The following is a 26,156-nucleotide window of genomic DNA, read 5'->3' as shown; positions in this document are numbered from 1 at the left end:
ACACATAATAAAAAGGCCGCTTAGCGGCCTTTTTTGTGACTCAAACTCTTGCAACAAGGCTAACTTGCAACCGCGATAATTTGCAGCACGAGTAAAACTACACTGGATTGGTGATATCCACAAAATGATGAGTTAGCTCAAACTCACTGGCCAAATGCTCGCCCAAGGCTTTAATACCAAAACGTTCAGTGGCATGATGGCCCGCGGCAAAATAGTGGATCCCAAGTTCTTGCGCGCTATGATACGTACGCTCAGACACTTCGCCGCTAATAAAGGCATCCATTCCCTGCTCTGCAGCAATATCGATATAATCCTGAGCACCACCACTGCACCACGCTACATGATGAATGGGTTTATCCTTATCCCCCAGATGTAATGGCTGACGCTGTAATACACCGCCAAGCAAGGTAGAAAAGTCATTAACCGACATCGGATTATCCAAACGCCCCTGCCAGACTAAACCTTGGGCAACGCCCTCAATCGACTCTGCATCGACAATGCCCAATGCCCTGCCCAACTCGGCGTTATTCCCCAGCATCGGATGGCCATCAAGTGGTAAGTGATATCCGTATAAATTGATGTCATTTTTTATCAATGCCTTAATGCGTCGATATTTCATGCCCGTTATCACCTCGCTCTCGCCTTTCCAGAAAAAGCCGTGGTGAACCAATATGGCATCCGCATTAAGTTCTATGGCGCGATCGATCAAGGCTTGGCACGCCGTCACGCCAGTCACTATGGTATTGATCTGCGCCTTACCTTCTACCTGTAAGCCATTTGGCGCATAATCTTTATAATTGGATACCTGCAAAAACTCATTAAGGTATCGCGTCAGTTCTAAGCGCGTCATTAAAACTCCTTATCAATTGAATATATGGATAGCCAAAGTCTGGTGAACCCACTATTTGGACATTCTACTTAACAGATTTCGCCTGCCATTATTGCGCTTAGTTTAGCCATATCTGCGCCGCAGTTCATAGAAATCGGTCGAATCTTGGTGAAAATTGGACTTTTTAACCGTTTAAACGATAAAATTACCGCAAACCTTCAATTACACATTAAAAAATAGGTTAAGACTATGTCAAAGTTGACTAAAGAAGAGGTGATTAGCGCGCTGGAATCTGCGCTAAGCAAAACGCAAGGTCATGCGGTTTCTATTGAGCAAAAAGGAAGCTGGTATAAGATCGATGGCGGAAAATCTCTTCGTTTTAGCGAGCTTGAAGCAATGCTAGCAGAGCAAGGCGACAACACTCCGGTGCAAGCTGCTGTAAAAAAAGAAAAAACCAAAACCGTTGCCAAAAAGACAGCGCCAGCTAAAACAGCAAACGCAGCGTCAGACAGTTCAGCCAATGGTATGACCCCTAAAGCGTTATGGCGTGCTAAGTTAGCCGGTAAAGGCCAATTACCACGCGGGTTTTAGTTTTTCTCGCGACCACCAACTCGCGACCATAAACACAAAAAAGGAGCCTTGAGCTCCTTTTTTGTTACCAAGCTTTAACCACCCTACTGGGCAATATCGACTCTCACGCCGCCCTGTAAATAGACAACGCGCACTTCATCATCGACGTTAAACACCATACCGGGATCAAAATCTTGCAACACCATCACCTGCTCGCCATCTTCGAAGGTGATCATCAGCTCAACCAATTTGAGCTGTTGGTAATCATCGCGCTGATAACGATTACCGGCTCTGGCACCAATTAACGCTCCAAGCACAGTGGCAACATCTTGCCCCGAGCCACCACCAAACTGATGCCCAATCACCCCGCCTAATAAGGCTCCGCCAAAGGTCTTCCATCCTTGATTACGATCGCTGATTAACTGGGTTTGGGTAATGTTACGTACCGAATAGACATGGCCATAAACCACTTTCTCTACTGGCACCGCTTTATTGCGCTCATAGCCCGCATTAGCGCAAGGCGATAGCACAACAGGAGACAAGCTGAACAATGCTAAACAAACTATACGAAAGAAGCTCAACTGAGGTTTCAACATAACTGTTTTTCCGCTAACTTATAGAGAGACGCTTACTTAATTTTACTCAATTGTGAACTCACTGTCCTATTTAAATCATGAACTCGTCAAGTTCCCCTCGCCAGAGCACGCATTGACTGACCCCAATGGACTATTGGCCATTGGGGGCGACCTGCAGCCGCAGCGATTACTCAATGCCTATTATGAGGGGATTTTTCCTTGGTTTAACGAAAATGATCCTATTTTATGGTGGTCACCCGATCCTCGCGCAGTATTTGTCCCCGGCAGCATGAAAGTCAGCCGACGCTTAATTCGTGATATCAAAAAGCGTGACTGGCAGTTCAGCGTCAACCTCGCGTTTAAGCAAGTGATCCATTATTGCGCTCAAACCCGAATGGAAAACGAAGGCACCTGGATCACTGCAGACATAGAGCAGGCCTATACTCGCTTACATACTCAAGGTAAAGCTCATTCAATTGAGGTCTGGGATCAGGGCAGCTTGATCGGCGGCTTGTATGGCTTGGCTATCGGCCAAGTCTTTTGTGGCGAGTCGATGTTTCATCTGCAAAGCAATGCTTCCAAGGCGGGTATGATGATGTTACATCAACACCTTTTAGCCCACCAGTTTAAGCTCATCGACGCCCAAGTTGTCAACCCTCACTTGATGTCACTTGGTGCTAAAGCTCTCAAACGCAGTGATTTTATCAACTTATTAACACGCTTTCGGGATGCCGAAGTCGACCCACTTACTTGGCAACCGAGACAGGTGCACCTTGACCTCTAAATCCGATACGATTCAAGTGGGGCTGACCAATACATTTGCCTGCAGTTATTTACCTGAGCGGCAAGAGCAATTAATGGTGCTGCAAGAAGATCGCTTTAATATCGACCTATTTGAGCAACTGCTTGGACTGGGATTTCGCCGCAGTGGCGATACTTTGTATAAACCCCACTGCCCACATTGCTCAGCCTGCATGCCAATTCGCGTTCCAGTTAAATTGTTTTCCCTATCGAGACGGCAAAAACGCACCCTTAAAAATAACCGCGATCTCAGTTGGTCAATCGTCACCACTACCACTGACGAACACTACCAGCTATATCACGATTACATAGCGCAGCGCCACAGCGACGGCCCCATGTACCCGCCTTCGAGGGAGCAATATCATCACTTTATTCATTGCGCTTGGCATCAGCCATTATTGATTGAGCTGCGCCATGAACGCAAGCTGATCGGCGTTGCGGTCACCGATGCCCTGCCCAACAGCCTATCGGCAATTTACAGTTTTTTCTCCCCCGATGAAGATAAACGTTCAATGGGGGCCCTAATGATCTTAATTCAATGCCGCCTGGCGAAGTTAATGAATAAAGAGTTTGTCTATTTAGGTTATCAAATAGATGAATCACGTAAGATGAATTATAAAAAAGCTTACCGACCCTACGAAATATTGACCCCAAGCGGTTGGCAACAAAGTGAGACTTGCCATAAGGAACCATAAAATAGTGGCCCTTTGTTATTTACTAGGATAACGAAGCACCTCTTTACAGCAGAGCGATTTTGCGGCATGATACGCCCGTTTTTAATATTTGAAGGCTAACAGGATAACTGATTAATGGCGAAAGAAGACAACATTGAAATGCAGGGCACTATTCTTGAAACCTTGCCAAATACAATGTTTCGAGTAGAGCTAGAGAATGGTCACGTAGTAACGGCCCATATCTCAGGCAAAATGCGTAAAAACTACATTCGTATTCTTACGGGTGACAAGGTCACAGTTCAGCTGACCCCTTATGATTTGAGCAAAGGGCGCATCGTCTTCCGTTCACGCTAAAGTTAGCTAACGAGTTATTAAAAGCCGGCAAAGCCGGTTTTTTGGTTTACTAGATTTAGTTTCATATTGTAGTTTTTACACAACTAAAGTCAGTGGACTCTGCATTATCTATGCATATTTTACCGAACGATAGATAGCAAAAAGGCTGCAATTGCAGCCTTTTTTAATGGGTGATAAATCCATTTTAGTGGGTCACTTTTTCCAGTCGTTCCACCTCAATAGTCAACTTATCACCATCGACATCTACCCGAGCAGTACCGCCCTTCTCTAGCTGGCCGAATAATATTTCATCGGCAAGTGGTCGCTTGATAAGTTCTGTAACGACACGTGCCATTGGGCGTGCCCCCATCGATTTATCATAACCTTTTTCGGCGAGTAAGGTCCTGGCTTCATCGCTTACTTCCAGTGTGACGGCTTTATCATCTAACTGAGCTTGCAGTTCAACCAAGAACTTATCGACCACTTTGGCGATAACTGTCATATCTAAGTGATTAAACCAGATGATCTCATCTAAGCGGTTTCTAAACTCAGGCGAGAACACACGGTTGATTTCTGACAGTGCATCTTGGCTATGATCTTGCTGTTTAAAGCCGATGGACTTACGCACCGTCTCCTGCACACCGGCGTTGGTGGTCATCACCAAGGTCACATGCCTAAAATCGGCTTTGCGGCCATTGTTATCGGTTAGGGTGCCGTGATCCATCACCTGTAACAGCAAGTTATAGACATCGGGATGCGCTTTTTCTATCTCATCAAGCAAAACTACGCAGTGAGGGTTTTTAATCACAGCATCAGTTAACAAGCCGCCTTGATCATAGCCCACGTATCCTGGAGGCGCACCGATGAGGCGCGATACAGTATGGCTTTCCATATATTCCGACATATCAAAGCGCACTAGGTTAAGCCCTAAACATGCCGCAAGTTGACTGGTCACCTCGGTTTTACCCACCCCGGTCGGGCCAGCAAACAAGAAGCTACCAACAGGTTTACCTTCGCCACTAAGACCACTTCGAGACAGGCGGATAGCAGCACTCAGGGCTTCAATGGCCTTGTCTTGACCAAACACCACCATCTTCAGGTTGCGTTCAAGGTTCTTGAGCATATCCTTGTCTGTGGCCGATACGGACTTCTCAGGGATACGTGCAATTTTAGCGATGATCGCCTCAATCTCACTTTGACCTATGGTTTTTTTACGTTTGCTGGCAGGCAACATCGCCATTCTGGCGCCCGCTTCATCGATCACATCAATGGCTTTATCGGGTAGGTGTCTGTCGTTAATGTGCTTATCAGACAAACGCGCCGCCACACTCAGCGCCGCTAAAGTATAGCGCACCCCATGATGCTCTTCATATTTAGACTTAAGCCCTTGCAAAATCTTAGTGGTTTCTGCCACTGAAGGCTCATTAATATCCACTTTTTGGAAACGTCTAGCCAGCGCGCGATCTTTCTCAAAAATACTCTGATATTCTTGAAACGTGGTTGATCCCATACAACGTAAGTTACCGCTCGAGAGCAGAGGTTTAAGTAAGTTAGAGGCATCCATCACGCCGCCTGACGCGGCGCCGGCACCTATGATGGTATGAATTTCATCGATAAACAAAATCGCATGTTCATCTTGCGTCAGCTCTTTTAGCAATCCTTTGAATCGCTTTTCGAAATCACCACGATATTTTGTGCCCGCCAGCAGCGCGCCTAAATCGAGCGAGTACACCGTCGCATTCGCCATCACCTCTGGCACCTGCTCATTGACGATACGGTAAGCTAACCCTTCAGCAATCGCCGTTTTACCAACGCCCGCCTCGCCAACCAATAACGGGTTATTTTTACGGCGACGACATAGAATCTGAATCGAGCGCTCTATCTCTTCGGTACGCCCAATCAGGGGATCGATATTACCTTTGCGAGCTTCTTCGTTAAGATTGGTGGTAAATTGCGCTAACTTACTGCGCTCTTCTGCTTCTGCATGTTCTGCTGCCTGCTCAGGCTCTTGTGCGCTGTCCATATCATCTCTACCGACCCCATGAGAGATGTAATTAACCACATCTAAGCGGGTAACTTCGCTGTTGCGCAGCAGATAAACGGCTTGTGACTCTTGCTCACTAAAGATGGCCACCAGCACATTGGCACCAGTAACTTCATTGCGACCAGATGATTGCACATGAAACACCGCACGCTGCAGTACGCGCTGAAAACCAAGCGTAGGTTGAGTTTCTCGCTCATCAGCAGGATCGGAGATGACCGGCGTGGTTTGTTCGATGAAGCTAGACACTTCTTCTCTGAGTTTATCGAGGTTGGCGCCACAGGCCAGTAAAGCCTCTTGTGCAGCCGGATTATCGATTAAAGCCAGTAGCAGATGCTCTACGGTCATATATTCGTGACGTGCGTCTCTGGCTTGTTGAAAAGCCAGGTTCAGTGTCACCTCAAGATCTTTATTTAGCATAAGCACCCCCTAAATTAATCACACACTTCGAGATTCAGGCTTTCTCTAATGAACACAGTAACGGATGTTGGTTTTGTCTTGCAAACTGATTTACTTGTGCAACCTTAGTTTCTGCAATACCAAACGGAAAAATGCCACATATTCCCTTACCTTGGTGATGTATCGCTAACATGATATCTGTGGCTTCTTGTTCGTTCTTTTTAAAAAAGAGCTGTAATACCTCAATCACAAAATCCATTGGGGTGTAATCATCATTATTTAAAATCACTTTATACATTGAAGGCGGTGCAATCTCTGCTTCGACACGCTCTTCAATGTGTTCGATATTTCCTGCTTTACCCATCTTTAAATATTAGCCTCTAGTTTTGGCTTCTACCAAATGTTGATATTTTACTTTCAATCACCATAACAGTCATCCGACCAATAACCCAGTCGTTCGCAGTTTTTGCCAAATTGTTACTTTATTGTTAATTTAACCTTGACATCCGCTTTTACTGGTTACATTCTGTTCATTGAGCGGTGAATTCTCCCCGCATCATTAGTTTTACTATCTAACTGGTCAGTAAACAACAGAAGGAAGTGGAAGTATGGCAAACGGAACTGTTAAATGGTTCAACAACGCCAAAGGATTCGGGTTTATCTGCCCTGAAGCTGGTGGTGAAGACGTTTTCGCACACTATTCTACCATCGAAATGGAAGGCTATCGAACTCTAAAAGCAGGCCAACCAGTCCAATTCGAGGTAGAACAAGGGCCAAAAGGGATGCACGCATCGGCGATATCACCGACTAAATAAGCGGTTGATAAAAACAAAAAAGGCAGGAATATCCTGCCTTTTTTATTGGCCAATTTGGGCGACAAAAAGGGAAGCCTACAGGCTTCCCTTCGATCACCACTGTGACCGTCTTAGCTTAATAAACTATTTAAAGTCGCACTTGGCCGCATGGCGGCTTCAGCCTTGGCAGCATCTAAGCGGTAATAGCCGCCTAAATCCACTGGCGCGCCTTGAGCCGCATTTAACTCGGCAACAATTTTAGCTTCGTTGTCGCTTAATGCTTGAGCCAATGGAGTAAAGTAAGCCTTAATTTCAGCATCGTTATCTTGAGTTGCTAACGCCTTAGCCCAATACAGCGCAAGATAGAAATGGCTGCCACGGTTATCTAACTCACCAACACGGCGTGAAGGCGAGCGATTTTCATCTAAGAATTGACCGATAGCAATATCGAGTGCATCGGCTAACACTTGCGCCTTAGGGTTATTGTAGTTCTGGCTTAGGTGCTCTAATGATGCTGCTAATGCCAAAAACTCGCCTAATGAGTCCCAGCGCAGATGACCCTCTTTTTCGACCTGTTGCACATGCTTAGGCGCACTACCGCCCGCGCCCGTCTCAAACAGTCCACCGCCGCTCATAAGCGGTACGATAGATAACATCTTAGCGCTGGTGCCAAGTTCTAAAATGGGGAACAGATCGGTGAGGTAATCACGCAGTACGTTACCCGTCACCGAGATGGTATCTAGGCCAGCTTTAATACGTTTGAGTGAAAAACGGGTCGCTTCAATAGGCGACATAATGTGGATATCAAGCCCATCGGTATCATGTTCAGCAAGATATTTGTTCACCTTAGCAATAAGCTGCGCATCATGGGCACGCTCAGCGTCCAACCAAAATACCGCAGGAGTCGCTGATAAACGGGCACGGTTAACAGCCAGTTTCACCCAATCGCGAATAGGCGCATCTTTAACCTGACACATTCTCCACACATCACCGGCTTCAACTGTATGCGCCAGTAATACATGACCGTCGGTATCAATCACCTTAACCACACCATCGGCTTGGATTTCGAAAGTTTTATCGTGGCTACCATACTCTTCAGCTTTTTGAGCCATCAAGCCAACATTCGGGACACTGCCCATAGTGGTAGGATCGAATGCGCCATGTTCTTTACAAAATTGAATGGTCTCTTGATACACGCCAGCGTAACAACGATCTGGGATCAGCGCCTTGGTATCTTTAAGCTTGCCATCGGGGCCCCACATTTGACCAGATGAACGAATAGCAGCAGGCATAGATGCATCGATAATCACATCACTTGGCACATGTAAGTTAGTAATACCACGATCAGAATCAACCATAGCCAATGCTGGACGCTGGGCATAAATTGCGGCGATATCTGCCTCTATTTCAGCTTGTTTTTCAGCTGGGAGTGTCGCGATTTTGGCATACACATCACCAAAACCGTTATTCACATCAACCCCAATCTCTTCAAACAGCTCACCGTATTTAGCAAACAGCTCTTTGTAGTAAACCTTGACTGCATGACCGAATAAAATTGGATCAGACACTTTCATCATGGTGGCTTTGAGGTGCAATGATAGAAGTACGTCTTCTTCTTTTGCCGCCTCAATTTCACGTTCAAGATAAGTGACCAATGCTTTCTTGTTCATGGTTGACGCATCAACCACTTCACCAGCCTGCAAGGCTAAACCTGACTTAAGAACCTTGTGCGAGCCATCGGCACCTTCAAACACGATATCCACAGAAGTAGCAGCTTCAAGGGTCACCGACTGCTCTGTACCATAAAAATCGCCCCCCTCCATATGGGCAACGTGTGACTTAGAGTCACGGCTCCATGCGCCCATTGAATGAGGATTTTTCTTGGCATAATTTTTGACCGATGTGGGTGCGCGGCGATCTGAGTTGCCTTCACGTAGCACAGGGTTTACGGCACTGCCCTTAATTTTGTCGTAGCGGGTTTTGATGTCGACTTCGGTGTCGTTTTTAGGTTCATCAGGGTAATTAGGTAAAGCGTAGCCTTTATCTTGTAGCTCTTTGATACAGGCTTTTAACTGCGGGATCGAGGCACTGATGTTAGGCAATTTAATGATATTGGCTTCAGGCTTAGTGGCTAATTCACCCAGCTCGGCTAACGCATCGGCTATCTGTTGCTCAGGCGTCAAATAATCAGAGAAGTTAGCAATGATACGGCCAGATAATGAAATATCACGGGTTTCAACACCGACACCCGCCGCAGCGGTAAAGTTTTTAATAATAGGTAGTAGAGATAAGGTGGCTAACGCCGGGGCTTCATCGGTCTCGGTATAGATAATCGTTGGATTGTCGTTCATGTTATGTCCTACGTTTGGGTAAAATAAAGCATTAATGAATCAAGTAACTGTTCTATTACTATTTTCTATCTTTTTATCATATGACGAGCATCAAACTCATCAAGAATGCGCAGATAATCTAGGTGGAGGAGTCAATCTACTTAACCACTTAAACCCCTATGGAGCATGGGCTTTCAAGGCAAGCCAAATCAATGCAACATCACTAGAGCCTATCTCTCAAAAACCACCTACGTTTTGCTATCGATCACATTTTAATGGCCGACATCATAAATCATTCACCGCAATATTCAAATTCCACTAATGGCGAATGCACAGTACAATGTCACGAATCGAATACACTACGCCAGAAGTTTTCCTTGTGAGTTCATCAAAGCCAGTAAAAGCCAAACCTTATTCACGTCGCGGCCAATCAGCGCCATCAAAAACCAAGATGGCAGCGGATAAATCAGCGGCTATCTCTCAATTTAAAAGAGCCAAAAAGCCCAGTAAGCCGCGGGCAGAAAACCCAGTTATCGTGCTGTTTAATAAGCCTTTCGACGTATTGTGCCAGTTTACAGATGAGCAAGGCCGCCAAACCCTCAAAGATTTTATTCCCATAAAAGAGGTCTACGCCGCAGGTCGATTAGATAGAGACAGTGAAGGGCTATTGTTACTGACTAATGACGGCAAACTGCAGGCGAGCATCACCGAGCCTAAAAAGCAAACTTACAAAACCTATTGGGTGCAAGTAGAAGGTGCCCCTACCGCTGAGGCATTACAAGCACTGCGTCAAGGGGTGGAATTAAAAGATGGCTTTACCCTACCCGCTAAGGTTGAAGTTATGACTGCGCCAGATGTCTGGCCTCGGCATCCCCCCATTAGAGAGCGGCAAAACATCCCGACGACTTGGCTCAGTATTGAGATCTGCGAGGGGCGTAATCGGCAAGTCAGGCGCATGACTGCCCATGTAGGCTTCCCGACACTCAGATTAATTCGTTATAAAATAGGCCAATGGAGCCTAGATGGGATTGCTAACGGTGAATATAAAATACTGCCACAAACCTAAACCTAAGTCTGTTGATAGCCACTAAAGGACTGCAATGCATCGCTATAAACCTAATGTCACCGTTGCCTGCATCATAAAGTGCAAGGATAAGTATTTGATGGTCGAAGAGTCTATCGATGGCCAGCTGCGATACAACCAACCGGCTGGCCACCTTGAAGCTCATGAAAGCCTGCTCGAAGCTTGCCAACGAGAGGTACAAGAGGAAACCGGGCTCAATATTACCCCGCAATCTTTAATTGGGGTTTATCAATTGCAGGCAAATCCTGAACTCGCCTTCCTGCGTTTTACCTATTTCTGCCAACTCGATAGCCAACGTACGCCGCATCCACAAGATAGCGCCATCAACCGCGCCTTATGGCTGAGCCTCGCAGAGATCCAAGCCCTTAATCACCAGCTGCGCAGCCCATTAGTGCTCCAATGTATTGAAGATCAGCTACAGGGAAAACAATTTTCGACTGACGTGGTTAATTGTCAGTTTCTCTAGTTAGCTACCACGCATAATGCGTGATAGAATATGCCCCCGCATATACGGCGTTAAGCGTGCGTTGGTGGCTCCTGATCTGTTATTTATCAAGATGCAGTTGAGCGCAACGACACTCGGCAGCAGAGCTGCATTAACTGTGGCGCCGTAGCAACACAATTTTTAAACGGTTTTTAGGATCTATGGCACTAATCGAACCCAATCCAAACGCAAAAAAAGTCATCGTCGGCATGTCTGGTGGTGTTGATTCATCTGTTTCAGCTTATTTGCTGCTTAAACAGGGCTATCAAGTTGAAGGCCTGTTTATGAAAAACTGGGAAGAGGACGATACCGACGAGTATTGCGCCGCCGCCGATGACCTAAAAGATGCACAAGCTGTATGCGATAAGCTGGGTATCACCCTGCATACCGTTAACTTTGCAGCCGAATATTGGGACAATGTTTTTGAGTATTTTTTAGCCGAATATAAAGCTGGCCGTACTCCAAACCCAGATATCATGTGCAATAAAGAGATTAAATTCAAAGCGTTTTTAGAATTCGCCGATGAAATTTTAGACGCCGACTATATCGCCATGGGGCACTATGTGCGCCGCAGCGATGCCTCTGGCCAAAGCCAAATGCTACGTGGTGTCGACAGCAATAAAGATCAAAGCTACTTCCTCTACACCTTAAGCCATGAGCAAATTGCTCGCTCGCTGTTCCCAGTCGGTGAGCTGCAAAAAAGTGAAGTACGCGACATCGCTAAAGAGATGGGGCTTATCACCCATGATAAAAAAGACAGCACTGGCATCTGCTTTATTGGCGAGCGCAAATTTACCGACTTCTTGCAAACCTTCCTACCGGCACAGCCCGGTAAAATCGAGACCGCTGAAGGTGAAGTGATTGGCGAGCACCAAGGCTTGATGTACCACACCTTAGGCCAGCGTAAAGGCTTGGGCATTGGCGGCATGAAAAACAGTGGCGACGACCCTTGGTATGTGGTTGATAAAGATCTCGAGCGTAATGTGTTAATTGTCGGTCAAGGCGGTCAACACCCAAGATTGATGTCGGTTGGCTTCTATGCCGATCAGCTGCATTGGGTTGATAGAAAAGGCCCACAAGATGGTGCCAAGATCACCGTCAAAACCCGCTATCGTCAGCACGACGTCGCTTGCACCCTCACCTATGAAGGTGAAGATCGCATTAAAGTGATTTTTGATGAACCCGTTGCTGCAGTTACCCCAGGTCAGTCGGCCGTATTTTATGACGGTGAAGTCTGCCTCGGCGGCGGTATCATAGATTCGTTAATAAGAGAGTAAAACGTGAGTGAGCCTATTTTCGATCGGACCATGGCTTTTGCCGGCATTTTGCAAGCCATTTCGCTAGTTCAGCGAGTGGCTCGCCATGGTCAAGCAGACAATGACGCCATCGCGGCCAGCCTTAATAGTATTTTGGTCACCAATCCTGACAGTACTAGTGAGGTCTATGCCGATAAAGTGGCTCTCAACCAAGGCTATCAGTTGATCCTCAATCAACTGGGTGATGACAAGCAAAAAGATGTCGAGATCACCCGTTATTTAATCGGCATTTTGGCCCTTGAGCGCAAACTGGCACGCTCATCGAATGCCATGGGCATGCTGGCTGAGCGCATCAATCAGGTGCACCGCCAGCTACACCACTTTTCGATAACAGACGATCAAGTGATTGGTAACTTTGCCGGTATTTATAGCGATATTATCAGTGATTTGGGGCCAAAAATTCAGATCTCCGGCAATCCCGAGTTTCTGAAACAGCCACTGGTTCAGCAAAAAATTCGCGCCCTACTGCTCGCCGCCATTCGCAGCGCAGTATTATGGCGCCAACTGGGAGGCAAGCGCAGACACCTTGTCTTCTCACGTAAAGCAATAGTTGATACAGCAAAGAAAAGCCTCACCCTATAAATAATAAGCTAAGTTCATTAAAGGAGCTTCTAATGGAACTTTCCGCACTAACTGCTATCTCTCCGGTAGACGGTCGTTATGGTAGTAAAACCGCCTCATTACGAGGGATTTTCAGCGAGTATGGCCTGACCAAATACCGTGTTCAAGTCGAAATAAACTGGCTAAAGCTGCTTTCTAGCTGTCCAGAAATTGAAGAAGTTCCACCTTTTAGCGAAGCGGCATTAGCACTGCTCGATCAAATCAAAGATAACTTCAGTGAAGAGGACGCCCTGCGTGTCAAGGCCATTGAAGCCACCACCAACCATGACGTCAAAGCGGTTGAGTACTTTATCAAAGAGAAAATCGCCGATAACGCCGAATTAGTCGCTATCGATGAGTTTGTACACTTTGCCTGTACCTCTGAAGATATTAACAATCTGTCTCATGGTTTAATGTTAACCGATGCTCGCGAGCAGGTGCTTGTACCTTACTGTCAGCAAATCGTTGATAGCATCAAAAAGCTAGCAGCTGAATATCGCTCAGTCCCATTGATGTCACGTACCCACGGTCAACCTGCGTCACCTTCGACTCTGGGGAAAGAGATGGCTAACGTTGCCGTACGTCTTGAACGCCAACTTAAACAAATTCAAGCCGTTGAGATCATGGGTAAAATCAATGGCGCTGTGGGTAACTATAACGCCCACCTATCGGCTTACCCCGAAGTGGATTGGCACACACTGTCACAGCGCTTTGTGACCAGCCTTGGTCTTAACTGGAACCCATACACCACCCAGATTGAGCCACACGATTATATCGCTGAACTGTTCGATGCTGTTGCGCGTTTCAACACGGTACTGATTGACTTTGACCGCGACATTTGGGGTTATATTGCCTTAGGTCACTTTAAGCAAAAAACTATTGCTGGCGAAATTGGTTCATCAACCATGCCGCATAAAGTTAACCCTATCGACTTTGAAAACTCAGAGGGTAACTTAGGTATTGCTAATGCAATTATGCAGCACTTAGCAGCAAAGCTACCGGTATCAAGATGGCAACGTGATCTGACGGACTCTACGGTTCTACGTAACCTAGGTGTCGGCATGGCGCATGCGCTGATTGCTTACCAAGCAACCTTAAAAGGGATCAGCAAGCTTGAAGTTAACGAAACGCACCTGCGTGACGAGCTTAATCAAAACTGGGAAGTACTAGCAGAGCCGGTACAAACCGTGATGCGTCGCTACGGTATCGAAAAGCCATACGAAAAGCTCAAAGAGCTAACCCGTGGTAAACGTATCGATGGCGAGCAACTTGCACAATTTATCGATAATCTCGAGCTACCAGCAGACGTTAAAGTTGAGCTGAAAAAAATGACGCCAGCTAACTACATTGGCCGCGCCGAAGCCTTTGTCGACGAACTAAAGTAAGCGACTAACATTAGCGTTTATAAAGGCGGTAGGCTAATGCTTACCGCCTTTATTGTTTTAAGCCCTTTCGATGCCAAATAGTCGCTATACTGCACTGTTATTGAATAGGCTTTTTTGACTGACTCCCCCTTCTAACTAAGGTTATCACGCCATGTATACTCTCAATTTTAACCTGCAAGATTTTCTCAACCACTACTGGCAGAAACAACCATTAGTGATTAAAGCTGCCTTTAAAGATTTTAACGATCCTATTTCGGCTGATGAGCTGGCTGGACTGGCCTGTGAAGAGGAGATTGCCTCTCGCATTATTTTAACTAAACCCGATAATTGGGAAATCATCCAAGGCCCTATCGAAGATTACGCCCCCTTTGGCGAAGATAACTGGCAGTTGTTGGTACAGGCAGTTAACCACTGGTATCCAGACGCTCAGCCGTTAGTTGAGGCATTTCGATTCATTCCAGACTGGCGCTTTGATGACTTAATGGTGTCATTTGCTACCCCAGGTGGTGGCGTTGGTCCACATATTGATAATTATGATGTGTTCTTATTGCAGGGTGAAGGCAAGCGCCGCTGGAAAGTGGGCCCGCAAGGCACTTATTCCCCTAGAGGTGGCGATACTCATACGGCACTTATCGATGATTTTGAGCCCATGATTGATGTGGTTCTTGAAGCGGGAGATATGCTCTATATTCCACCTGGTTTTCCGCATCGGGGAGAAACGCTTGAAACCGCACTGAGTTACTCTATCGGTTTTCGTGCCCCGAGCCAGCAAGAGTTAATCAGTGGTATTGCCGATCACCTTATCGACACCAATAGTGGTAATAAACGCTTTACCTCGAACCAAGAGCCTAACAGCCCAGGATTATTGCCCGCAGCACAACAAACTCAAATGCTGGCACTGTTAACCGAACTCTTAACCCAGCCAGAACATTATCAGCAAGTGTTAGGACAACTGCTGAGCCAAAATCGCTTTGAGCTGGATATATGTGATCCCGATGGCCAGCATACTAATGATGAGCTGATCGAAGCCTTACAAGATGGCGCTGAGATCCAGCGCATCGGTGGGCTAAAAGTGATCCGTGTAGAAGATGATAGCCAGGCAAGGTTATTCATTAATGGTGAGATCTATCGATTCGATAACATCGAACTTAGCACCCTTGATGCCCTAGCCAACCAGTTTAGCTTTGATAGTGACACCGCATTAGCCTTATGTAAGCAAACTGCTGTAGCCGATTATTTTATCTGGTTACTGGATCAGGGTTACGCTTATCTCGCCTAGTCGGCACAAATAAGGCCCGATATGCTCGGTACAAAAAAGCCGTTTCCCTTTATTAAGGTAAACGGCTTTTTATCGCTTGGCGTTTAAAACGCTACGCACCTTGCCATAACTTTTCATCATTATGGATCTGATACAGACTCTCAGCACGGGAGATCAATAGCTGAGCAAACTTAGCTTGAGTTGGATCGTTTGTCGCACCGGAATTTTTCAAGTTTTCCGCTTTTAACTGCCATATCATTGAAAAATGCCGAATCGCATCACGCGCAGATGCCGCCACTTTCACATCCACATAATCTGACGGTAAATCGCCTGACATCACCCAAAAAGTTTGTGGCTTAGGTTGCTTAGATTCCATCTTCCACACCGCTAAATAAGGCGCTAAATAGCGACTTTCTGCGGCAATCACTTTACTGGGTATCACCCCTTTTTCGGCTAAAAAACGGTTGGCTTTTTGAAAGTGTTCCCTGATCCATTGCTGGGTAAGCGCTTCTCGCTCTTGGTCACTCAAAGGTTGAGTTTGATCGACTGCTTGTTCCGTCATACTGCTTCCTATTGTTGTTATAATTATGGCGTCATTATCCGCGCATCGACTATCTACACCTACGGGCTAAAACCTATAGCCATAAGCGATAACCAAAAATGTTGTCAGTCATTATCGTCATTTTGATGCAAAAAATAACCACCAAGCTTACGTTAACGTAAAGTGGAAAGCTAAATTGCCACCTATATCACGATAATTACACATCTTTGCTTTGTTGAGAGTATCGCTAAATGTTATCGTTCTGCAATAAATATAACAAGCCGTCGAAGTCGCCTATTTTTGCAGCTCGGCGTTTTAATTCCCAAGTGGAGAACACCTAAAGTGGCAGTATTCAATCATATCTCATTTGACGATCATGAACAGGTCGTATTTTGTCATGACAAAGAAAGTGGCTTACGCGCCATTATTGCAATTCATAACACTAATCTAGGCCCTGCTGTCGGTGGCTGTAGAATGTGGAATTATGAGTCAGACGATGAAGCCCTAACTGACGTTTTGCGTCTATCACGCGGTATGACTTATAAAAATGCATTGGCAGGATTAGCCATGGGTGGCGGTAAAGCGGTTATCATCGCCGATCCAAAAATGGAAAATCGTGAAGCCCTTTTCAGAGCCTTTGGTCGTTGTGTTCACAGCTTAGGCGGCAAATACTACTCGGCTGAAGATGTCGGTGTATCGACAGCCGATATTATGATTGCCCATCAAGAAACGCCTTTTGTGGCTGGTTTAGAAGGCCAAAGTGGCGATCCATCGCCCCACACGGCGTTAGGCACCTATTTAGGCATTAAAGCTGCGGTTAAGCATCAGCGTGGTATCGACAGTCTTAAAGGGCTTAAAATTGCGGTACAAGGCGTTGGACACGTTGGCTATTACCTATGTCGTCATCTGCATCAAGAAGGCGCTGAACTTATCGTTACCGACATTCATCAGTCATCATTGGATAAAGTGGCCACTGAGTTTGGTGCAACGGTTGTGGCTCCACAAGATATCTATCACCAAGATGTTGATGTTTATGCCCCATGCGCCCTTGGCGCAACCATTAACGACACTACTATCCCGTTGTTAAAAGCCAGCATCGTTGCCGGTTGTGCCAATAATCAACTTGCAGAAACTCGTCATGGTGAGAAGTTGAAAGAGTTAGGCATTCTCTATGCACCTGATTATGTCATTAATGCCGGTGGCATCATCAACGTATCGTTTGAGAAAAATTACGATCAGGTACAATCGACCGCTAAAGTAGAAGAGATTTACAACACCCTACTTAAGGTCTTTGAGTTATCTGATGCGCAAAATCGCACCACCGCAGACGTGGCTGACGAACTAGCACGCGCGATTATCAATGGTAATAACATTAGCTAATATATTGTTAATATTAGCAATAGCATAATAAGCATTATCATTAAGCCACCGGCGATATCGGTGGCTTTTTATCGTTTATGTCATCCCACCTTAATAACTGTAATTGAGCTTCGATAGATTTTGACATTGAGAGCCCTTTACGATCATGATCCGCTTATCCCAAATACCTTGCACAAGATTTATCTTTACCAGCAACGAGATAAGCTTTATCCACCGAATATTCACATAAGCGTACTGGAAAATGTCATAGTCCTCTGCTTGAATTAATAGCTCATTATTAGTGTCGGGAGAGCACTATGATCAGTTTCAAATACGACTTTACTCAAGATGTTGTGGAGTTACAGGCCAGCGATTGGTGTGGCCTAGAGCAGGTATTTGTGAACGGTAAGCGTGTGTCTCGCAAGCTTAATTTTGGCCCAAAAAGCGAACACCAAATAAAACTACACGATGGCAACCCCTGTAAATTTCAACTTTTTATTGACCCAAATAGCGAACAGATGATCTGCCGTATCTACAAAAAAAACCGACTCATCACCAGTATCAAGCAAGGAAAGCAGAACTTGTTGCAAAGTCGGCAACTGCTTCACAGCGTAGTCTTTTTAACTGCTCTTTGTTGTGTAGGAGGGTTACTACTTGTATGAAACACACTATTTCGATTTAATATTGATTCGGGGGTGTTGAATCATTTAGCACAATGATAATTGCTCACCATTGACGCACACATATTGACGAGTTTGGTAATCACCACTGCCAACAGTGACCATGGTCACCGACAGTTTTTGCTTCTGAATCCCATTTTCAATCAAGAGTGAATTAAGCACAATACCATCTCGAGTAAATGAAACCGAAGTAACGAAATCTCCTACTTCAAGATTGCGATACAAGGCGACATTTACGCTGCCGATAGAGCGAGGCTCTAACGCACCTTCGGCGACCACCAAGCTATAGCCATTAGCCAAAGAGAATAACTCTGCGTAGGCTGTGGGCATAGAGGTATCTGATGCCTGCGGTTGTGCATCTTGCATTGGCTGAAGTACTGACGTATTACTGTTGGTGCTAACAGAGCATCCAGACATAACAACAACCAACAGGACAATAAGCGGGAATTTGGTACGCATAACCATTATCCTCGATCACTTGATGGGTAAATAGACGTAAAAAAGAGGTGTTCGATTTTAAGTGCACTCTTATGGCAGATGGTTAATTTTATTCAATAAATAAATAAATTGCGTTGACTCTGCCTCGCTTAGACAAGCTAAAAAACGCTCATTTATCCATTCAGCTTCACGGGTCAAATCTTGCTCTAATGCTTTAGCACTGTCGGTAAGAAATATTTGGAATGCACGTCGATTGTCGGCTTCTTGATGACGGGTGATTAAACCTTGTACCTGCAGTTGATCGAGCAGTCGAGTCATAGTGTAATTAGCCACATCGCAACGTTTTGACAATTCAGTCTGAGTAATCCCCTCTTCTTGCCATAAGGCAAACAGCACTGGCCAGAGTTTAATCTCTAGATCATAGCGCTTGAGACGCTCATCAAACGCCTTTTGCAGACTGATATTAAGGTGAGATATCAAGTATCCCAAACTCTCATAATGTTTCAATCAGCACCTCCTGCCTCAATAGCCTTATATTAATATTACCATCTGGCTTTAAAGAAACTAGCTTTAGGTACAACTAAATAAGTAAGTAAAACCATTCACGTTATCAAATAACCACTTAGCTAACTTAATAATGCCGTTCCATTAGTCTAGTTCGGTATCATCAAGTAAATACTGTTCAACAAAGCGGTAATAGCAAGCCCGTCCCAGTTTTGCCGATAGTCCTTTAGGGAGTAATACGAAGATATCTTGCTCTTGGATCTCAAAACAATGGCAACTGTCGAGCATAAACTGAGTATCTATAGAGGTGGTGATCTGCAGTTGACCCGCTTCAACCTCTTGATAATCAACAATCAGTAGTGGATAAGCCTCAACCTCGACACGCACTTTTTCCACTGGCGTTATTAAAAAGTAATCACCATCAAGCCGCTGCAAGATGCTGCTAAATAAACGGCTAAATAAACGGCTAAACTTATCTGGTAATAAGCCTTGTTGATAAAACCATTTACCTTGGGCATTGATAAAAAACAGCGGTTTGTCATCGCACAAGCTCACCCCCTGAGTCAGCTGGTGTAATTGGCTATCCGCTGCATTAATATCACTCATGACTAAGCAAGGTTAATAAAGCCTGCAGCGGATGTTTAGGTTTAAAGCCGCCAAATCGCTTCACTTGGCTGCGACACGAATAACCAGAGACCAGCACCTGCTCTGGCAGTAACTGTTTAATGGCGCCGTCCCAAGACATATCAAATAAGGCTTTAGAGCGTGAGTAATTCTCGCTTTCATGGCCATAAGTCCCTGCCATGCCACAACAGCCTAAATTAACGGTATTGAGTGTGGCGCCAAAGTGTTTAAAAATCGCCAGCCATTCATTGGCGGTATTGGGTTTAGCTGTCGATTCGGTGCAGTGACTAAACCAGATGAACACCTTGTCGGTGGGCTCCAACTGAGGAAGCGTCTGGACAATATCCAGTAACCACTCATTGACCAGTTGCACATTGAAATCGCCGCGATTATCACCGAGTACCTCTTTATATTCATCCCGATAACAGAGCACCATCGCCGGATCGACACCAATCATCGGCATCCCCAGTGCAAAAATGTCATTTAAGAAATCTGCACTCGATTGCGCCGTTTTAGCAAACTTATCCAAAAAGCCCTTAATATGGATTGGCTTACCATTAGGTTTAAAGGGTAATAATATCGGCTTAAATCCAAGCTTTTCGATAAGTTTCACTAAGTGATAAACGGTATCGGCTTCGTAAAAGCTGTTAAAAGGGTCTTGTACCACCAGCACATAGCGGTTGCGCTCATCTTGAGGGATCTGCTGTAGCGCCTCAAGATCGTAACCTCGGCAGCTGTGATTCTCTAATTTTTGCTTCAGAGTGGGGACCGATAACGCCGGCGCATCGACATAGCCAAGGGACTTTTTAATCACCCATTGGCTAACCGGGTTTTGTGATACGGCGTTGGTGACTCTTGGCATCATGGCCATTAGCGGCAGTGAGTCTTCTATCCCAGCGACTAAATAATCCTTAGCAGGGCGCAGGTAACGCTGATAATAGATATTGAAAAATTGTGCTCGAAACTTGGGCACATCGACTTTAACCGGGCACTGCGAGGAGCAGGCTTTACAGGCTAAACAGCCTTTTAATGACTCCATCACCTCATGAGAATAATCATATTCTCTATCTATCTTTATGGTGTTTTGGGTGCGCTGCAGCCACCCTAACGGCTTGGCCTTTGCTAAGGCTTCGACATCGACGCCCTCAACTTCTAACAAACGTAGCCACTCACGCATCAGCCCTGCGCGACCTTTAGGCGATTGTACGCGATCGCCAGTCACTTTAAACGAGGGGCACATAGGTGAATAGACACTGTAATTAAAGCACAAGCCATTACCGTTACAGTTCATTACATCGGGAAAAGCTTCCCGGGTAGTCACCGGAATTTGCCTGTCGAACGTGCCACGTTTGGTACTGTCGACATTGTATCGCAGCGGCCCACTGTTTTTAGGCGCCACCAGCTTACCGGGATTGAGCTTATTAAGTGGATCGAATAAGCCCTTCACCTCCTCTAACAGATCAAACAAGGTCTCGCCAAATACCGCTGGGCCATATTCACCGCGCACCCCTTTACCATGTTCGCCCCACATCAAGCCGCCATACTTAAGGGTAAGCGCGGCAACGTCATCAGACACGGTTTTCAGTAAACGCTCGTCATTGGGATCGCACATATCGAGCGCTGGACGCACATGCAGCACTCCAGCATCTACATGACCAAACATACCATATTGTAGTTGGTGGCTATCAAGTAGCGCCCTAAACTCCATAATGTAATCGGCGAGTTTTTCTGGTGGCACCGCAGTATCTTCGGCAAAGGCAATAGGCTTGCGACTGCCTTTGGTGGCCCCAAGCAAACCCACCGCTTTCTTGCGCATGGCATAAATGGTGTTGATGGACCCTTTGTCTGCCGTCACTTGATAACCTAGCAAGCCATCTTTTTGCTGAGCTATCTGAGTGTCAAGCATCTCACATAGCAAGTTCACTTTATGCTCGACCTCATCGGTTTCGCCAGCAAATTCCACCATATTTAAACCGTCGATAATCTTACCTGGAATATCGTCAATTAATGATGAGACCGAATGCCAGATAATGTCTTGCTTAGCTAAATTAAGTACTTTTGAGTCGACCGTTTCAACCACAGTGGCATTGGCTTTGACTAAGTCGGGAGCATGACGCAACGCCGATTGAAACGAATCATATTTAATATTGACCATCATGCGGGTAGTCGGTAGCGGCGTGATATCCAATTTAGCTTCGGTTACCACAGCCAGCGTCCCTTCTGAGCCGGTCAAGATGCGCGATAAGTTGAACTCATCTAGGGCGTCATTCCAGACATTTTTTAAATCATAACCGGTTAAAAAACGATTAAGCTTGGGAAAACGCGCCTCCACTTCAGCACGATGATCGCGGGTCATCTTAGCAATATCACGTTGCAGCACTTGGCCTAAATCAGGGGATCCCTCTTGCTCAAGTGCCTGCAGTTGAGCGTAAGTCAATGGGCCCGTGTCCAACACGCTACCATCATATAGCACGCTTGAAAGCGCCAATACATGATCAGAGGTTTTACCATAAACCAGCGAGCCAGCACCTGATGCATCGGTATTGATCATACCGCCCAAAGTAGCGCGATTTGAGGTTGAAAGATCGGGGCTGAAAAAATAACCATGGGGACGCAGCGCATCATTTAGCGCATCTTTTACCACACCCGCCTCAACTCTCACCCAGCCTTGCTCGGCATTCACTTCGAGCACTCGGTTCATATATCGCGATAAGTCTAGAATTAAACCATGGGTTAATGACTGTCCATTGGTACCTGTTCCGCCGCCACGGGCACTGAACACCACCTTGGTAAAAGTAGGCTTAGTGGCCAACTTTAATGCGATACGCACGTCGGTTTGATTGCGTGGATAGAGCACCGCTTGGGGCAAAAATTGGTAGACAGAGTTATCTGTAGCCTGAGCGAGTCGCGCGCTGTAACGCTTATCAATATCGCCAGTAAAACCGCTTTCGGCTAACGCATCGAGAAAATCGCAATATACGGGCTCTAGCGTTTGTTGATGAGATAACTTAGGTAGCATGCTGGTTTCTGCTTTGTCGTTATTAAAATAGTGCTGCCATTATAAACAAAAAAAAGCCGCTAAAAAGCGGCTTTTATCGAATTAGCTTATTCTATTTTAAGAATAATTAAGCGTGAGCTTCAGCTAGGTATAACCAAGTGTCTATAACGGTATCTGGGTTGAGTGATACGGTATCGATGCCCTGCTCAACTAACCATGCAGCAAAATCTGCGTGATCTGATGGTCCTTGACCACAAATCCCCACATAAGCGCCTTTGGCTTTAGCCGACTTAATTGCCATCGCCAGTAAGGCTTTCACCGCTGGATTACGCTCATCAAACAGATGGCTGATGATGCCTGAATCTCGGTCAAGACCTAGTGTTAGCTGAGTCAAATCGTTAGAGCCAATTGAGAAGCCATCGAAGTACTCAAGGAACTGATCGGCCAACAAGGCATTAGAAGGTAGTTCACACATCATAATGACACGTAGACCATCTTTACCGCGCTCAAGGCCCTGCTCTTTAAGTAGCTCAATCACTTGCGCCGCTTCTTCAAGGGTACGTACGAATGGGATCATGATCTCAACGTTAGTCAGACCCATCTCACCCCGCACACGCTTAATGGCTTCACACTCAAGGGCGAAACAATCACGGAACGACTCAGAGATATAACGGCTTGCACCGCGGAAGCCCAGCATTGGGTTCTCTTCTTCTGGCTCGTAACGTTCACCACCGACCAAGTTTGCGTACTCGTTAGACTTAAAGTCTGACATACGTACAATCACTTTCTTCGGATGGAAAGCCGATGCGATAGTCGCAATACCTTCAACCAGACGTGCCACATAATATTCAACAGGTGATTCATAACCTGCGATCATCTCGTGGATCTCTTGTTGCAGCTCAGCAGTTTGGTCATTGAACTCAAGCAAGGCTTTCGGGTGAATGCCGATCATACGGTTAATGATGAACTCTAGACGCGCAAGACCCACACCTTCGTTAGGCAGACGAGCAAAGTCGAACGCTCTATCAGGGTTACCCACGTTCATCGTGATCTTCATTGGCAGTTCAGGCATTGAATCGACGCGTGATGACATCACTTCGAAATCTTGAATACCTTGATAAATAAAGCCGGTATCGCCTTCGGCGCAAGATACAGTGACTTCTTGACCATGCTTAATCTTGTCAGTGATGTCGCCACAGCCCACTACCGCAGGAACACCAAGTTCACGTGCGATAATCGCCGCATGACACGTACGGCCGCCGCGGTTAGTCACGATAGCACTTGCGCGCTTCATGATAGGTTCCCAATCTGGGTCTGTCATGTCGGTAACCAGTACATCACCTTCTTGGATTTGGTCCATATCTTCGATAGAAGACAGTACCTTAGCAATACCATTACCAATCTTATGGCCAATGGCACGACCTTCACCAATCACATCACCATGGGTTTTAAGGTGGTAGCGCTCGATAAGCTGCACATCTTCACGTGAGCGTACAGTTTCAGGACGCGCCTGAACGATATAAAGCTTGCCATCATTGCCATCTTTTGCCCACTCAATGTCCATTGGACGACCGTAGTGCTGCTCGATAACCATGGCTTGTTTAGCCAGTTCCATCACTTCTTCGTCATTGATAGAGAATTGACGACGCTTGTCAGCGGCCACATCTTCAATCTTAACTTGCTTACCGTGATTTAAATCATCTGAGTAAACCATCTGGATAAGCTTGCTACCAATATTACGACGAACAACCGCTTTGTGACCGGCGGTTAAACTTGGCTTGTGTACATAAAACTCATCAGGGTTCACCGCACCTTGTACGACCATTTCACCAAGGCCAAATGATGAAGTGATAAATACCACGTCGTTGTTACCTGACTCAGTATCCATGGTGAACATCACACCTGATGCTGCAGTATCAGAGCGAACCATACGCTGTACACCGGCAGAAAGTGCTACGCCTTTATGATCGTAACCTTGGTGCACACGGTATGAGATAGCTCGGTCGTTAAACAGTGAAGCAAAAACGTGCTTAATCGCTACCAATACTGATTCATATCCCTTAACGTTAAGGAACGTTTCTTGTTGGCCGGCAAATGAAGCATCTGGCATATCTTCGGCTGTCGCAGAAGAGCGAACGGCAAAAGATGCATCTTGGGTTTCTGAGGAAAGCTTGTCGTACGATTCACGTACAACCTGCTCAAATTCGCTATGGAATGGGGTGTCGATAACCCACTGTCTGATCTGTGCACCGGCTGTAGCGAGTGCATTCACGTCATCTACATCTAGAGAATCTAGAGTGTCGTATATCTTCTGGTTAAGTCCGCTTTGTTCAAGAAATTCATTGAACGCAAAAGAGGTGGTCGCAAAGCCACCAGGCACTTGAACACCTGCATTTGCTAGATTGCTGATCATCTCTCCAAGTGAGGCGTTTTTACCGCCAACCTTGTTGACATCACCCATGCCTAATTCTTGATACCAGAGTACATATTGCTGCACAGTTCTATCTCCGCAAGTTTATTTCAGTGTGGCCCTTTCACACGAGGGCAGCGGCAGTTTACACTCCACAGCAAGCATCGTAAATCTATAATTTTATTTGTAATTTTATTACTACAAGAGGTCGAAATGTCACGTAAAGTCTTTTATATCTCAGATGGGACGGCGATCACAGCCGAAGTGTTTGGCCATGCGGTCCTCTCGCAATTTCCAGTGTCTTTTGAAGCGCTTACCATTCCATTTGTGGAGACAACCAAAAAAGCTCAGGCGGTTAAGAAGCAAATAAATGATTGTTTTATTACAACAGGTGAACGACCATTAGTTTTCCATTCTATCGTCAAGCCAGAAATTCGTGACATCATCTACAGCAGTGAATGCATCGATTATGACTTTTTGAATACCTTCGTCGCCCCGTTAGAAGAACAGCTAGGCATCAAGGCAAGCCCTGTGCTGCATCGCACTCACGGTAAAGCCAACCACAGTTATGAAGCGCGCATCGACGCCATTAATTTCGCTATGGAGAACGATGACGGTCAAACCCTGAAACATATCGACAAAGCCGACATTGTCTTGCTGGGCGTATCACGCTGCGGCAAGACACCCAGTAGCCTCTATTTATCGATGCAGTTTGGTATTAAAGCCGCTAACTATCCTTTTATCGAAGATGATATGGATAACCTCAAGCTGCCAGAGACCCTCAAAAAGAATAAGCACAAACTATTTGGTCTAACCATAGATCCTGTGCGTTTACATGAGATCCGCCAAAGCCGTATGGAAAATAGTCGTTACTCCTCGTTAAGGCAGTGCCGTATCGAAGTTAAAGAGGTAGAGATGATGTACAAACGCGAGCGCATCCCCTTTGTTAACACCACAAATCATTCGGTCGAAGAGATCGCCACCAAGATTTTAGAACTCACCGGACTGGAGCGTCATATGTTTTAAATAAGGGCTATCAGGCAAGATATGACCCAGTAAAAAGGGCAAATTTTGTCAATTGCACTGCACACTTGCCGACAATTAGCGAATATTTTCATGATTTAGGCAC

General features: G+C 45.8%; 25 protein-coding genes. 14 read left to right on the top strand and 11 right to left on the bottom strand.

Going from position 1 to position 26,156, the window contains the following annotated elements; all coding sequences use genetic code 11:
• Positions 1-97: 97 nt before the first annotated feature.
• Entirely contained in the window at positions 98-850 is a 753-nt protein-coding gene (locus tag AC5YBX_RS06990) for a Nif3-like dinuclear metal center hexameric protein (RefSeq protein WP_475516504.1), read from the bottom strand.
• 228 nt (positions 851-1,078) lie between these two features.
• Between AC5YBX_RS06990 and AC5YBX_RS06985 the strand changes: the two genes are divergently transcribed.
• Positions 1,079-1,420 (top strand): hypothetical protein, encoded by a 342-nt coding sequence (locus AC5YBX_RS06985; protein ID WP_494519448.1) that lies wholly within the window; start codon positions 1,079-1,081, stop codon positions 1,418-1,420.
• An 83-nt stretch (positions 1,421-1,503) separates the two neighbouring features.
• Here the strand turns inward: AC5YBX_RS06985 and AC5YBX_RS06980 are convergent, their stop codons facing one another.
• Complete coding sequence (locus AC5YBX_RS06980; protein ID WP_494519449.1) at positions 1,504-1,995, bottom strand: outer membrane lipoprotein; 492 nt, start codon at positions 1,993-1,995, stop codon at positions 1,504-1,506.
• 52 nt (positions 1,996-2,047) lie between these two features.
• Between AC5YBX_RS06980 and aat the strand changes: the two genes are divergently transcribed.
• The 3 genes from aat to infA all read left to right on the top strand — a co-directional run bounded on the left by aat (position 2,048) and on the right by infA (position 3,803).
• Positions 2,048-2,758, top strand: a complete 711-nt coding sequence (aat, locus tag AC5YBX_RS06975) for a leucyl/phenylalanyl-tRNA--protein transferase (RefSeq protein ID WP_494519450.1) — start codon at positions 2,048-2,050, stop codon at positions 2,756-2,758.
• The gene (locus tag AC5YBX_RS06970; RefSeq protein ID WP_494519451.1) at positions 2,748-3,470 is read left to right on the top strand and encodes an arginyltransferase; all 723 of its coding nucleotides are present in this window, start codon (positions 2,748-2,750) and stop codon (positions 3,468-3,470) included. Before aat ends, AC5YBX_RS06970 begins: the two co-directional genes overlap by 11 nt.
• 114 nt (positions 3,471-3,584) lie before the next feature.
• Positions 3,585-3,803: a translation initiation factor IF-1 gene (infA, locus tag AC5YBX_RS06965; RefSeq protein WP_005500725.1), complete on the top strand. Its 219-nt coding sequence runs from the start codon at positions 3,585-3,587 to the stop codon at positions 3,801-3,803.
• A 184-nt stretch (positions 3,804-3,987) separates the two neighbouring features.
• Here the strand turns inward: infA and clpA are convergent, their stop codons facing one another.
• Positions 3,988-6,243 carry an ATP-dependent Clp protease ATP-binding subunit ClpA gene (gene clpA, locus AC5YBX_RS06960; protein ID WP_494519452.1) on the bottom strand — a complete coding sequence of 752 codons (2,256 nt, stop codon included), beginning with the start codon at positions 6,241-6,243 and terminating at the stop codon, positions 3,988-3,990.
• 34 nt (positions 6,244-6,277) lie between these two features.
• The gene (gene clpS, locus AC5YBX_RS06955) at positions 6,278-6,586 is read right to left on the bottom strand and encodes an ATP-dependent Clp protease adapter ClpS (protein WP_494519453.1); all 309 of its coding nucleotides are present in this window, start codon (positions 6,584-6,586) and stop codon (positions 6,278-6,280) included.
• A 244-nt stretch (positions 6,587-6,830) separates the two neighbouring features.
• On the opposite strand from clpS, the gene cspD reads away from it, so the two are divergent.
• Positions 6,831-7,037 (top strand): cold shock domain-containing protein CspD, encoded by a 207-nt coding sequence (gene cspD, locus AC5YBX_RS06950; RefSeq protein ID WP_028764803.1) that lies wholly within the window; start codon positions 6,831-6,833, stop codon positions 7,035-7,037.
• A gap of 110 nt (positions 7,038-7,147) precedes the next feature.
• On the opposite strand, the gene AC5YBX_RS06945 is transcribed toward cspD, so the two are convergent.
• Positions 7,148-9,367, bottom strand: a complete 2,220-nt coding sequence (locus tag AC5YBX_RS06945) for an NADP-dependent isocitrate dehydrogenase (protein WP_494519454.1) — start codon at positions 9,365-9,367, stop codon at positions 7,148-7,150.
• Between the two features lie 430 nt (positions 9,368-9,797).
• Here AC5YBX_RS06945 and AC5YBX_RS06940 point away from each other — a divergent pair, with 430 nt between their 5' ends.
• The 6 genes from AC5YBX_RS06940 (at position 9,798) to AC5YBX_RS06915 (ending at position 15,494) form a co-directional block, all read left to right on the top strand.
• Positions 9,798-10,412 carry an rRNA large subunit pseudouridine synthase E gene (locus AC5YBX_RS06940; protein WP_494521637.1) on the top strand — a complete coding sequence of 205 codons (615 nt, stop codon included), beginning with the start codon at positions 9,798-9,800 and terminating at the stop codon, positions 10,410-10,412.
• A 34-nt stretch (positions 10,413-10,446) separates the two neighbouring features.
• Positions 10,447-10,896, top strand: a complete 450-nt coding sequence (locus tag AC5YBX_RS06935) for an NUDIX hydrolase (protein WP_494519455.1) — start codon at positions 10,447-10,449, stop codon at positions 10,894-10,896.
• A gap of 179 nt (positions 10,897-11,075) precedes the next feature.
• Complete coding sequence (gene mnmA / locus AC5YBX_RS06930; protein WP_494519456.1) at positions 11,076-12,191, top strand: tRNA 2-thiouridine(34) synthase MnmA; 1,116 nt, start codon at positions 11,076-11,078, stop codon at positions 12,189-12,191.
• A 3-nt stretch (positions 12,192-12,194) separates the two neighbouring features.
• Positions 12,195-12,812 carry a high frequency lysogenization protein HflD gene (hflD, locus tag AC5YBX_RS06925; RefSeq protein WP_119978965.1) on the top strand — a complete coding sequence of 206 codons (618 nt, stop codon included), beginning with the start codon at positions 12,195-12,197 and terminating at the stop codon, positions 12,810-12,812.
• A gap of 32 nt (positions 12,813-12,844) precedes the next feature.
• A complete protein-coding gene (purB, locus tag AC5YBX_RS06920; protein ID WP_494519457.1) occupies positions 12,845-14,215 on the top strand; it encodes an adenylosuccinate lyase in 1,371 nt (456 codons plus the stop codon).
• Positions 14,216-14,366: 151 nt separating this feature from the next.
• Positions 14,367-15,494 (top strand): ribosomal protein uL16 3-hydroxylase, encoded by a 1,128-nt coding sequence (locus AC5YBX_RS06915; protein WP_494519458.1) that lies wholly within the window; start codon positions 14,367-14,369, stop codon positions 15,492-15,494.
• Between the two features lie 91 nt (positions 15,495-15,585).
• Here the strand turns inward: AC5YBX_RS06915 and AC5YBX_RS06910 are convergent, their stop codons facing one another.
• On the bottom strand, positions 15,586-16,035 hold the full coding sequence (locus AC5YBX_RS06910) for a DUF4826 family protein (RefSeq protein WP_494519459.1): 450 nt from the start codon (positions 16,033-16,035) through the stop codon (positions 15,586-15,588).
• Between the two features lie 321 nt (positions 16,036-16,356).
• Here AC5YBX_RS06910 and AC5YBX_RS06905 point away from each other — a divergent pair, with 321 nt between their 5' ends.
• Together AC5YBX_RS06905 and AC5YBX_RS06900 are read left to right on the top strand one after the other, a co-directional pair.
• Positions 16,357-17,394, top strand: a complete 1,038-nt coding sequence (locus AC5YBX_RS06905; protein WP_494519460.1) for a Glu/Leu/Phe/Val dehydrogenase dimerization domain-containing protein — start codon at positions 16,357-16,359, stop codon at positions 17,392-17,394.
• Positions 17,395-17,690: 296 nt separating this feature from the next.
• Positions 17,691-18,035: a hypothetical protein gene (locus tag AC5YBX_RS06900; RefSeq protein WP_494519461.1), complete on the top strand. Its 345-nt coding sequence runs from the start codon at positions 17,691-17,693 to the stop codon at positions 18,033-18,035.
• A gap of 45 nt (positions 18,036-18,080) precedes the next feature.
• Here AC5YBX_RS06900 and AC5YBX_RS06895 read toward each other — a convergent pair whose 3' ends face one another.
• From AC5YBX_RS06895 to ppsA, 5 genes are all read right to left on the bottom strand, one after another.
• Positions 18,081-18,512 carry a PliI family lysozyme inhibitor of I-type lysozyme gene (locus AC5YBX_RS06895; RefSeq protein ID WP_494524651.1) on the bottom strand — a complete coding sequence of 144 codons (432 nt, stop codon included), beginning with the start codon at positions 18,510-18,512 and terminating at the stop codon, positions 18,081-18,083.
• 69 nt (positions 18,513-18,581) lie between these two features.
• On the bottom strand, positions 18,582-18,998 hold the full coding sequence (locus AC5YBX_RS06890; RefSeq protein ID WP_494519463.1) for a MarR family winged helix-turn-helix transcriptional regulator: 417 nt from the start codon (positions 18,996-18,998) through the stop codon (positions 18,582-18,584).
• Between the two features lie 141 nt (positions 18,999-19,139).
• Positions 19,140-19,601, bottom strand: a complete 462-nt coding sequence (locus tag AC5YBX_RS06885; RefSeq protein ID WP_494524650.1) for a DUF1285 domain-containing protein — start codon at positions 19,599-19,601, stop codon at positions 19,140-19,142.
• A complete protein-coding gene (ydiJ, locus tag AC5YBX_RS06880; protein WP_494519465.1) occupies positions 19,594-22,638 on the bottom strand; it encodes a D-2-hydroxyglutarate dehydrogenase YdiJ in 3,045 nt (1,014 codons plus the stop codon). Before ydiJ ends, AC5YBX_RS06885 begins: the two co-directional genes overlap by 8 nt.
• 106 nt (positions 22,639-22,744) lie before the next feature.
• The gene (gene ppsA, locus AC5YBX_RS06875; RefSeq protein ID WP_494519466.1) at positions 22,745-25,114 is read right to left on the bottom strand and encodes a phosphoenolpyruvate synthase; all 2,370 of its coding nucleotides are present in this window, start codon (positions 25,112-25,114) and stop codon (positions 22,745-22,747) included.
• Positions 25,115-25,240: 126 nt separating this feature from the next.
• On the opposite strand from ppsA, the gene ppsR reads away from it, so the two are divergent.
• Complete coding sequence (gene ppsR / locus AC5YBX_RS06870; protein WP_494519467.1) at positions 25,241-26,053, top strand: posphoenolpyruvate synthetase regulatory kinase/phosphorylase PpsR; 813 nt, start codon at positions 25,241-25,243, stop codon at positions 26,051-26,053.
• The last annotated feature ends 103 nt before the right edge of the window (positions 26,054-26,156 follow it).

Source organism: Shewanella sp. 492 (genome assembly GCF_059338445.1).
This window is presented reverse-complemented; position numbering and strand designations above follow the sequence as displayed.

Excerpts from the sequence above, each read along its gene's own strand:
- AC5YBX_RS06990 (WP_475516504.1), bottom strand. The coding sequence starts at position 850 with ATGACGCGCTTAGAACTGACGCGATACCTTAATGAGTTTTTGCAGGTA.
- AC5YBX_RS06985 (WP_494519448.1), top strand. The coding sequence starts at position 1,079 with ATGTCAAAGTTGACTAAAGAAGAGGTGATTAGCGCGCTGGAATCTGCG.
- AC5YBX_RS06980 (WP_494519449.1), bottom strand. The coding sequence starts at position 1,995 with ATGTTGAAACCTCAGTTGAGCTTCTTTCGTATAGTTTGTTTAGCATTG.
- infA (WP_005500725.1), top strand. The coding sequence starts at position 3,585 with ATGGCGAAAGAAGACAACATTGAAATGCAGGGCACTATTCTTGAAACC.
- clpA (WP_494519452.1), bottom strand. The coding sequence starts at position 6,243 with ATGCTAAATAAAGATCTTGAGGTGACACTGAACCTGGCTTTTCAACAA.
- clpS (WP_494519453.1), bottom strand. The coding sequence starts at position 6,586 with ATGGGTAAAGCAGGAAATATCGAACACATTGAAGAGCGTGTCGAAGCA.
- cspD (WP_028764803.1), top strand. The coding sequence starts at position 6,831 with ATGGCAAACGGAACTGTTAAATGGTTCAACAACGCCAAAGGATTCGGG.
- AC5YBX_RS06945 (WP_494519454.1), bottom strand. The coding sequence starts at position 9,367 with ATGAACGACAATCCAACGATTATCTATACCGAGACCGATGAAGCCCCG.
- AC5YBX_RS06940 (WP_494521637.1), top strand. The coding sequence starts at position 9,798 with ATGGCAGCGGATAAATCAGCGGCTATCTCTCAATTTAAAAGAGCCAAA.
- AC5YBX_RS06935 (WP_494519455.1), top strand. The coding sequence starts at position 10,447 with ATGCATCGCTATAAACCTAATGTCACCGTTGCCTGCATCATAAAGTGC.
- mnmA (WP_494519456.1), top strand. The coding sequence starts at position 11,076 with ATGGCACTAATCGAACCCAATCCAAACGCAAAAAAAGTCATCGTCGGC.
- purB (WP_494519457.1), top strand. The coding sequence starts at position 12,845 with ATGGAACTTTCCGCACTAACTGCTATCTCTCCGGTAGACGGTCGTTAT.
- AC5YBX_RS06915 (WP_494519458.1), top strand. The coding sequence starts at position 14,367 with ATGTATACTCTCAATTTTAACCTGCAAGATTTTCTCAACCACTACTGG.
- AC5YBX_RS06910 (WP_494519459.1), bottom strand. The coding sequence starts at position 16,035 with ATGACGGAACAAGCAGTCGATCAAACTCAACCTTTGAGTGACCAAGAG.
- AC5YBX_RS06900 (WP_494519461.1), top strand. The coding sequence starts at position 17,691 with ATGATCAGTTTCAAATACGACTTTACTCAAGATGTTGTGGAGTTACAG.
- AC5YBX_RS06895 (WP_494524651.1), bottom strand. The coding sequence starts at position 18,512 with ATGCGTACCAAATTCCCGCTTATTGTCCTGTTGGTTGTTGTTATGTCT.
- AC5YBX_RS06885 (WP_494524650.1), bottom strand. The coding sequence starts at position 19,601 with ATGAGTGATATTAATGCAGCGGATAGCCAATTACACCAGCTGACTCAG.
- ydiJ (WP_494519465.1), bottom strand. The coding sequence starts at position 22,638 with ATGCTACCTAAGTTATCTCATCAACAAACGCTAGAGCCCGTATATTGC.
- ppsR (WP_494519467.1), top strand. The coding sequence starts at position 25,241 with ATGTCACGTAAAGTCTTTTATATCTCAGATGGGACGGCGATCACAGCC.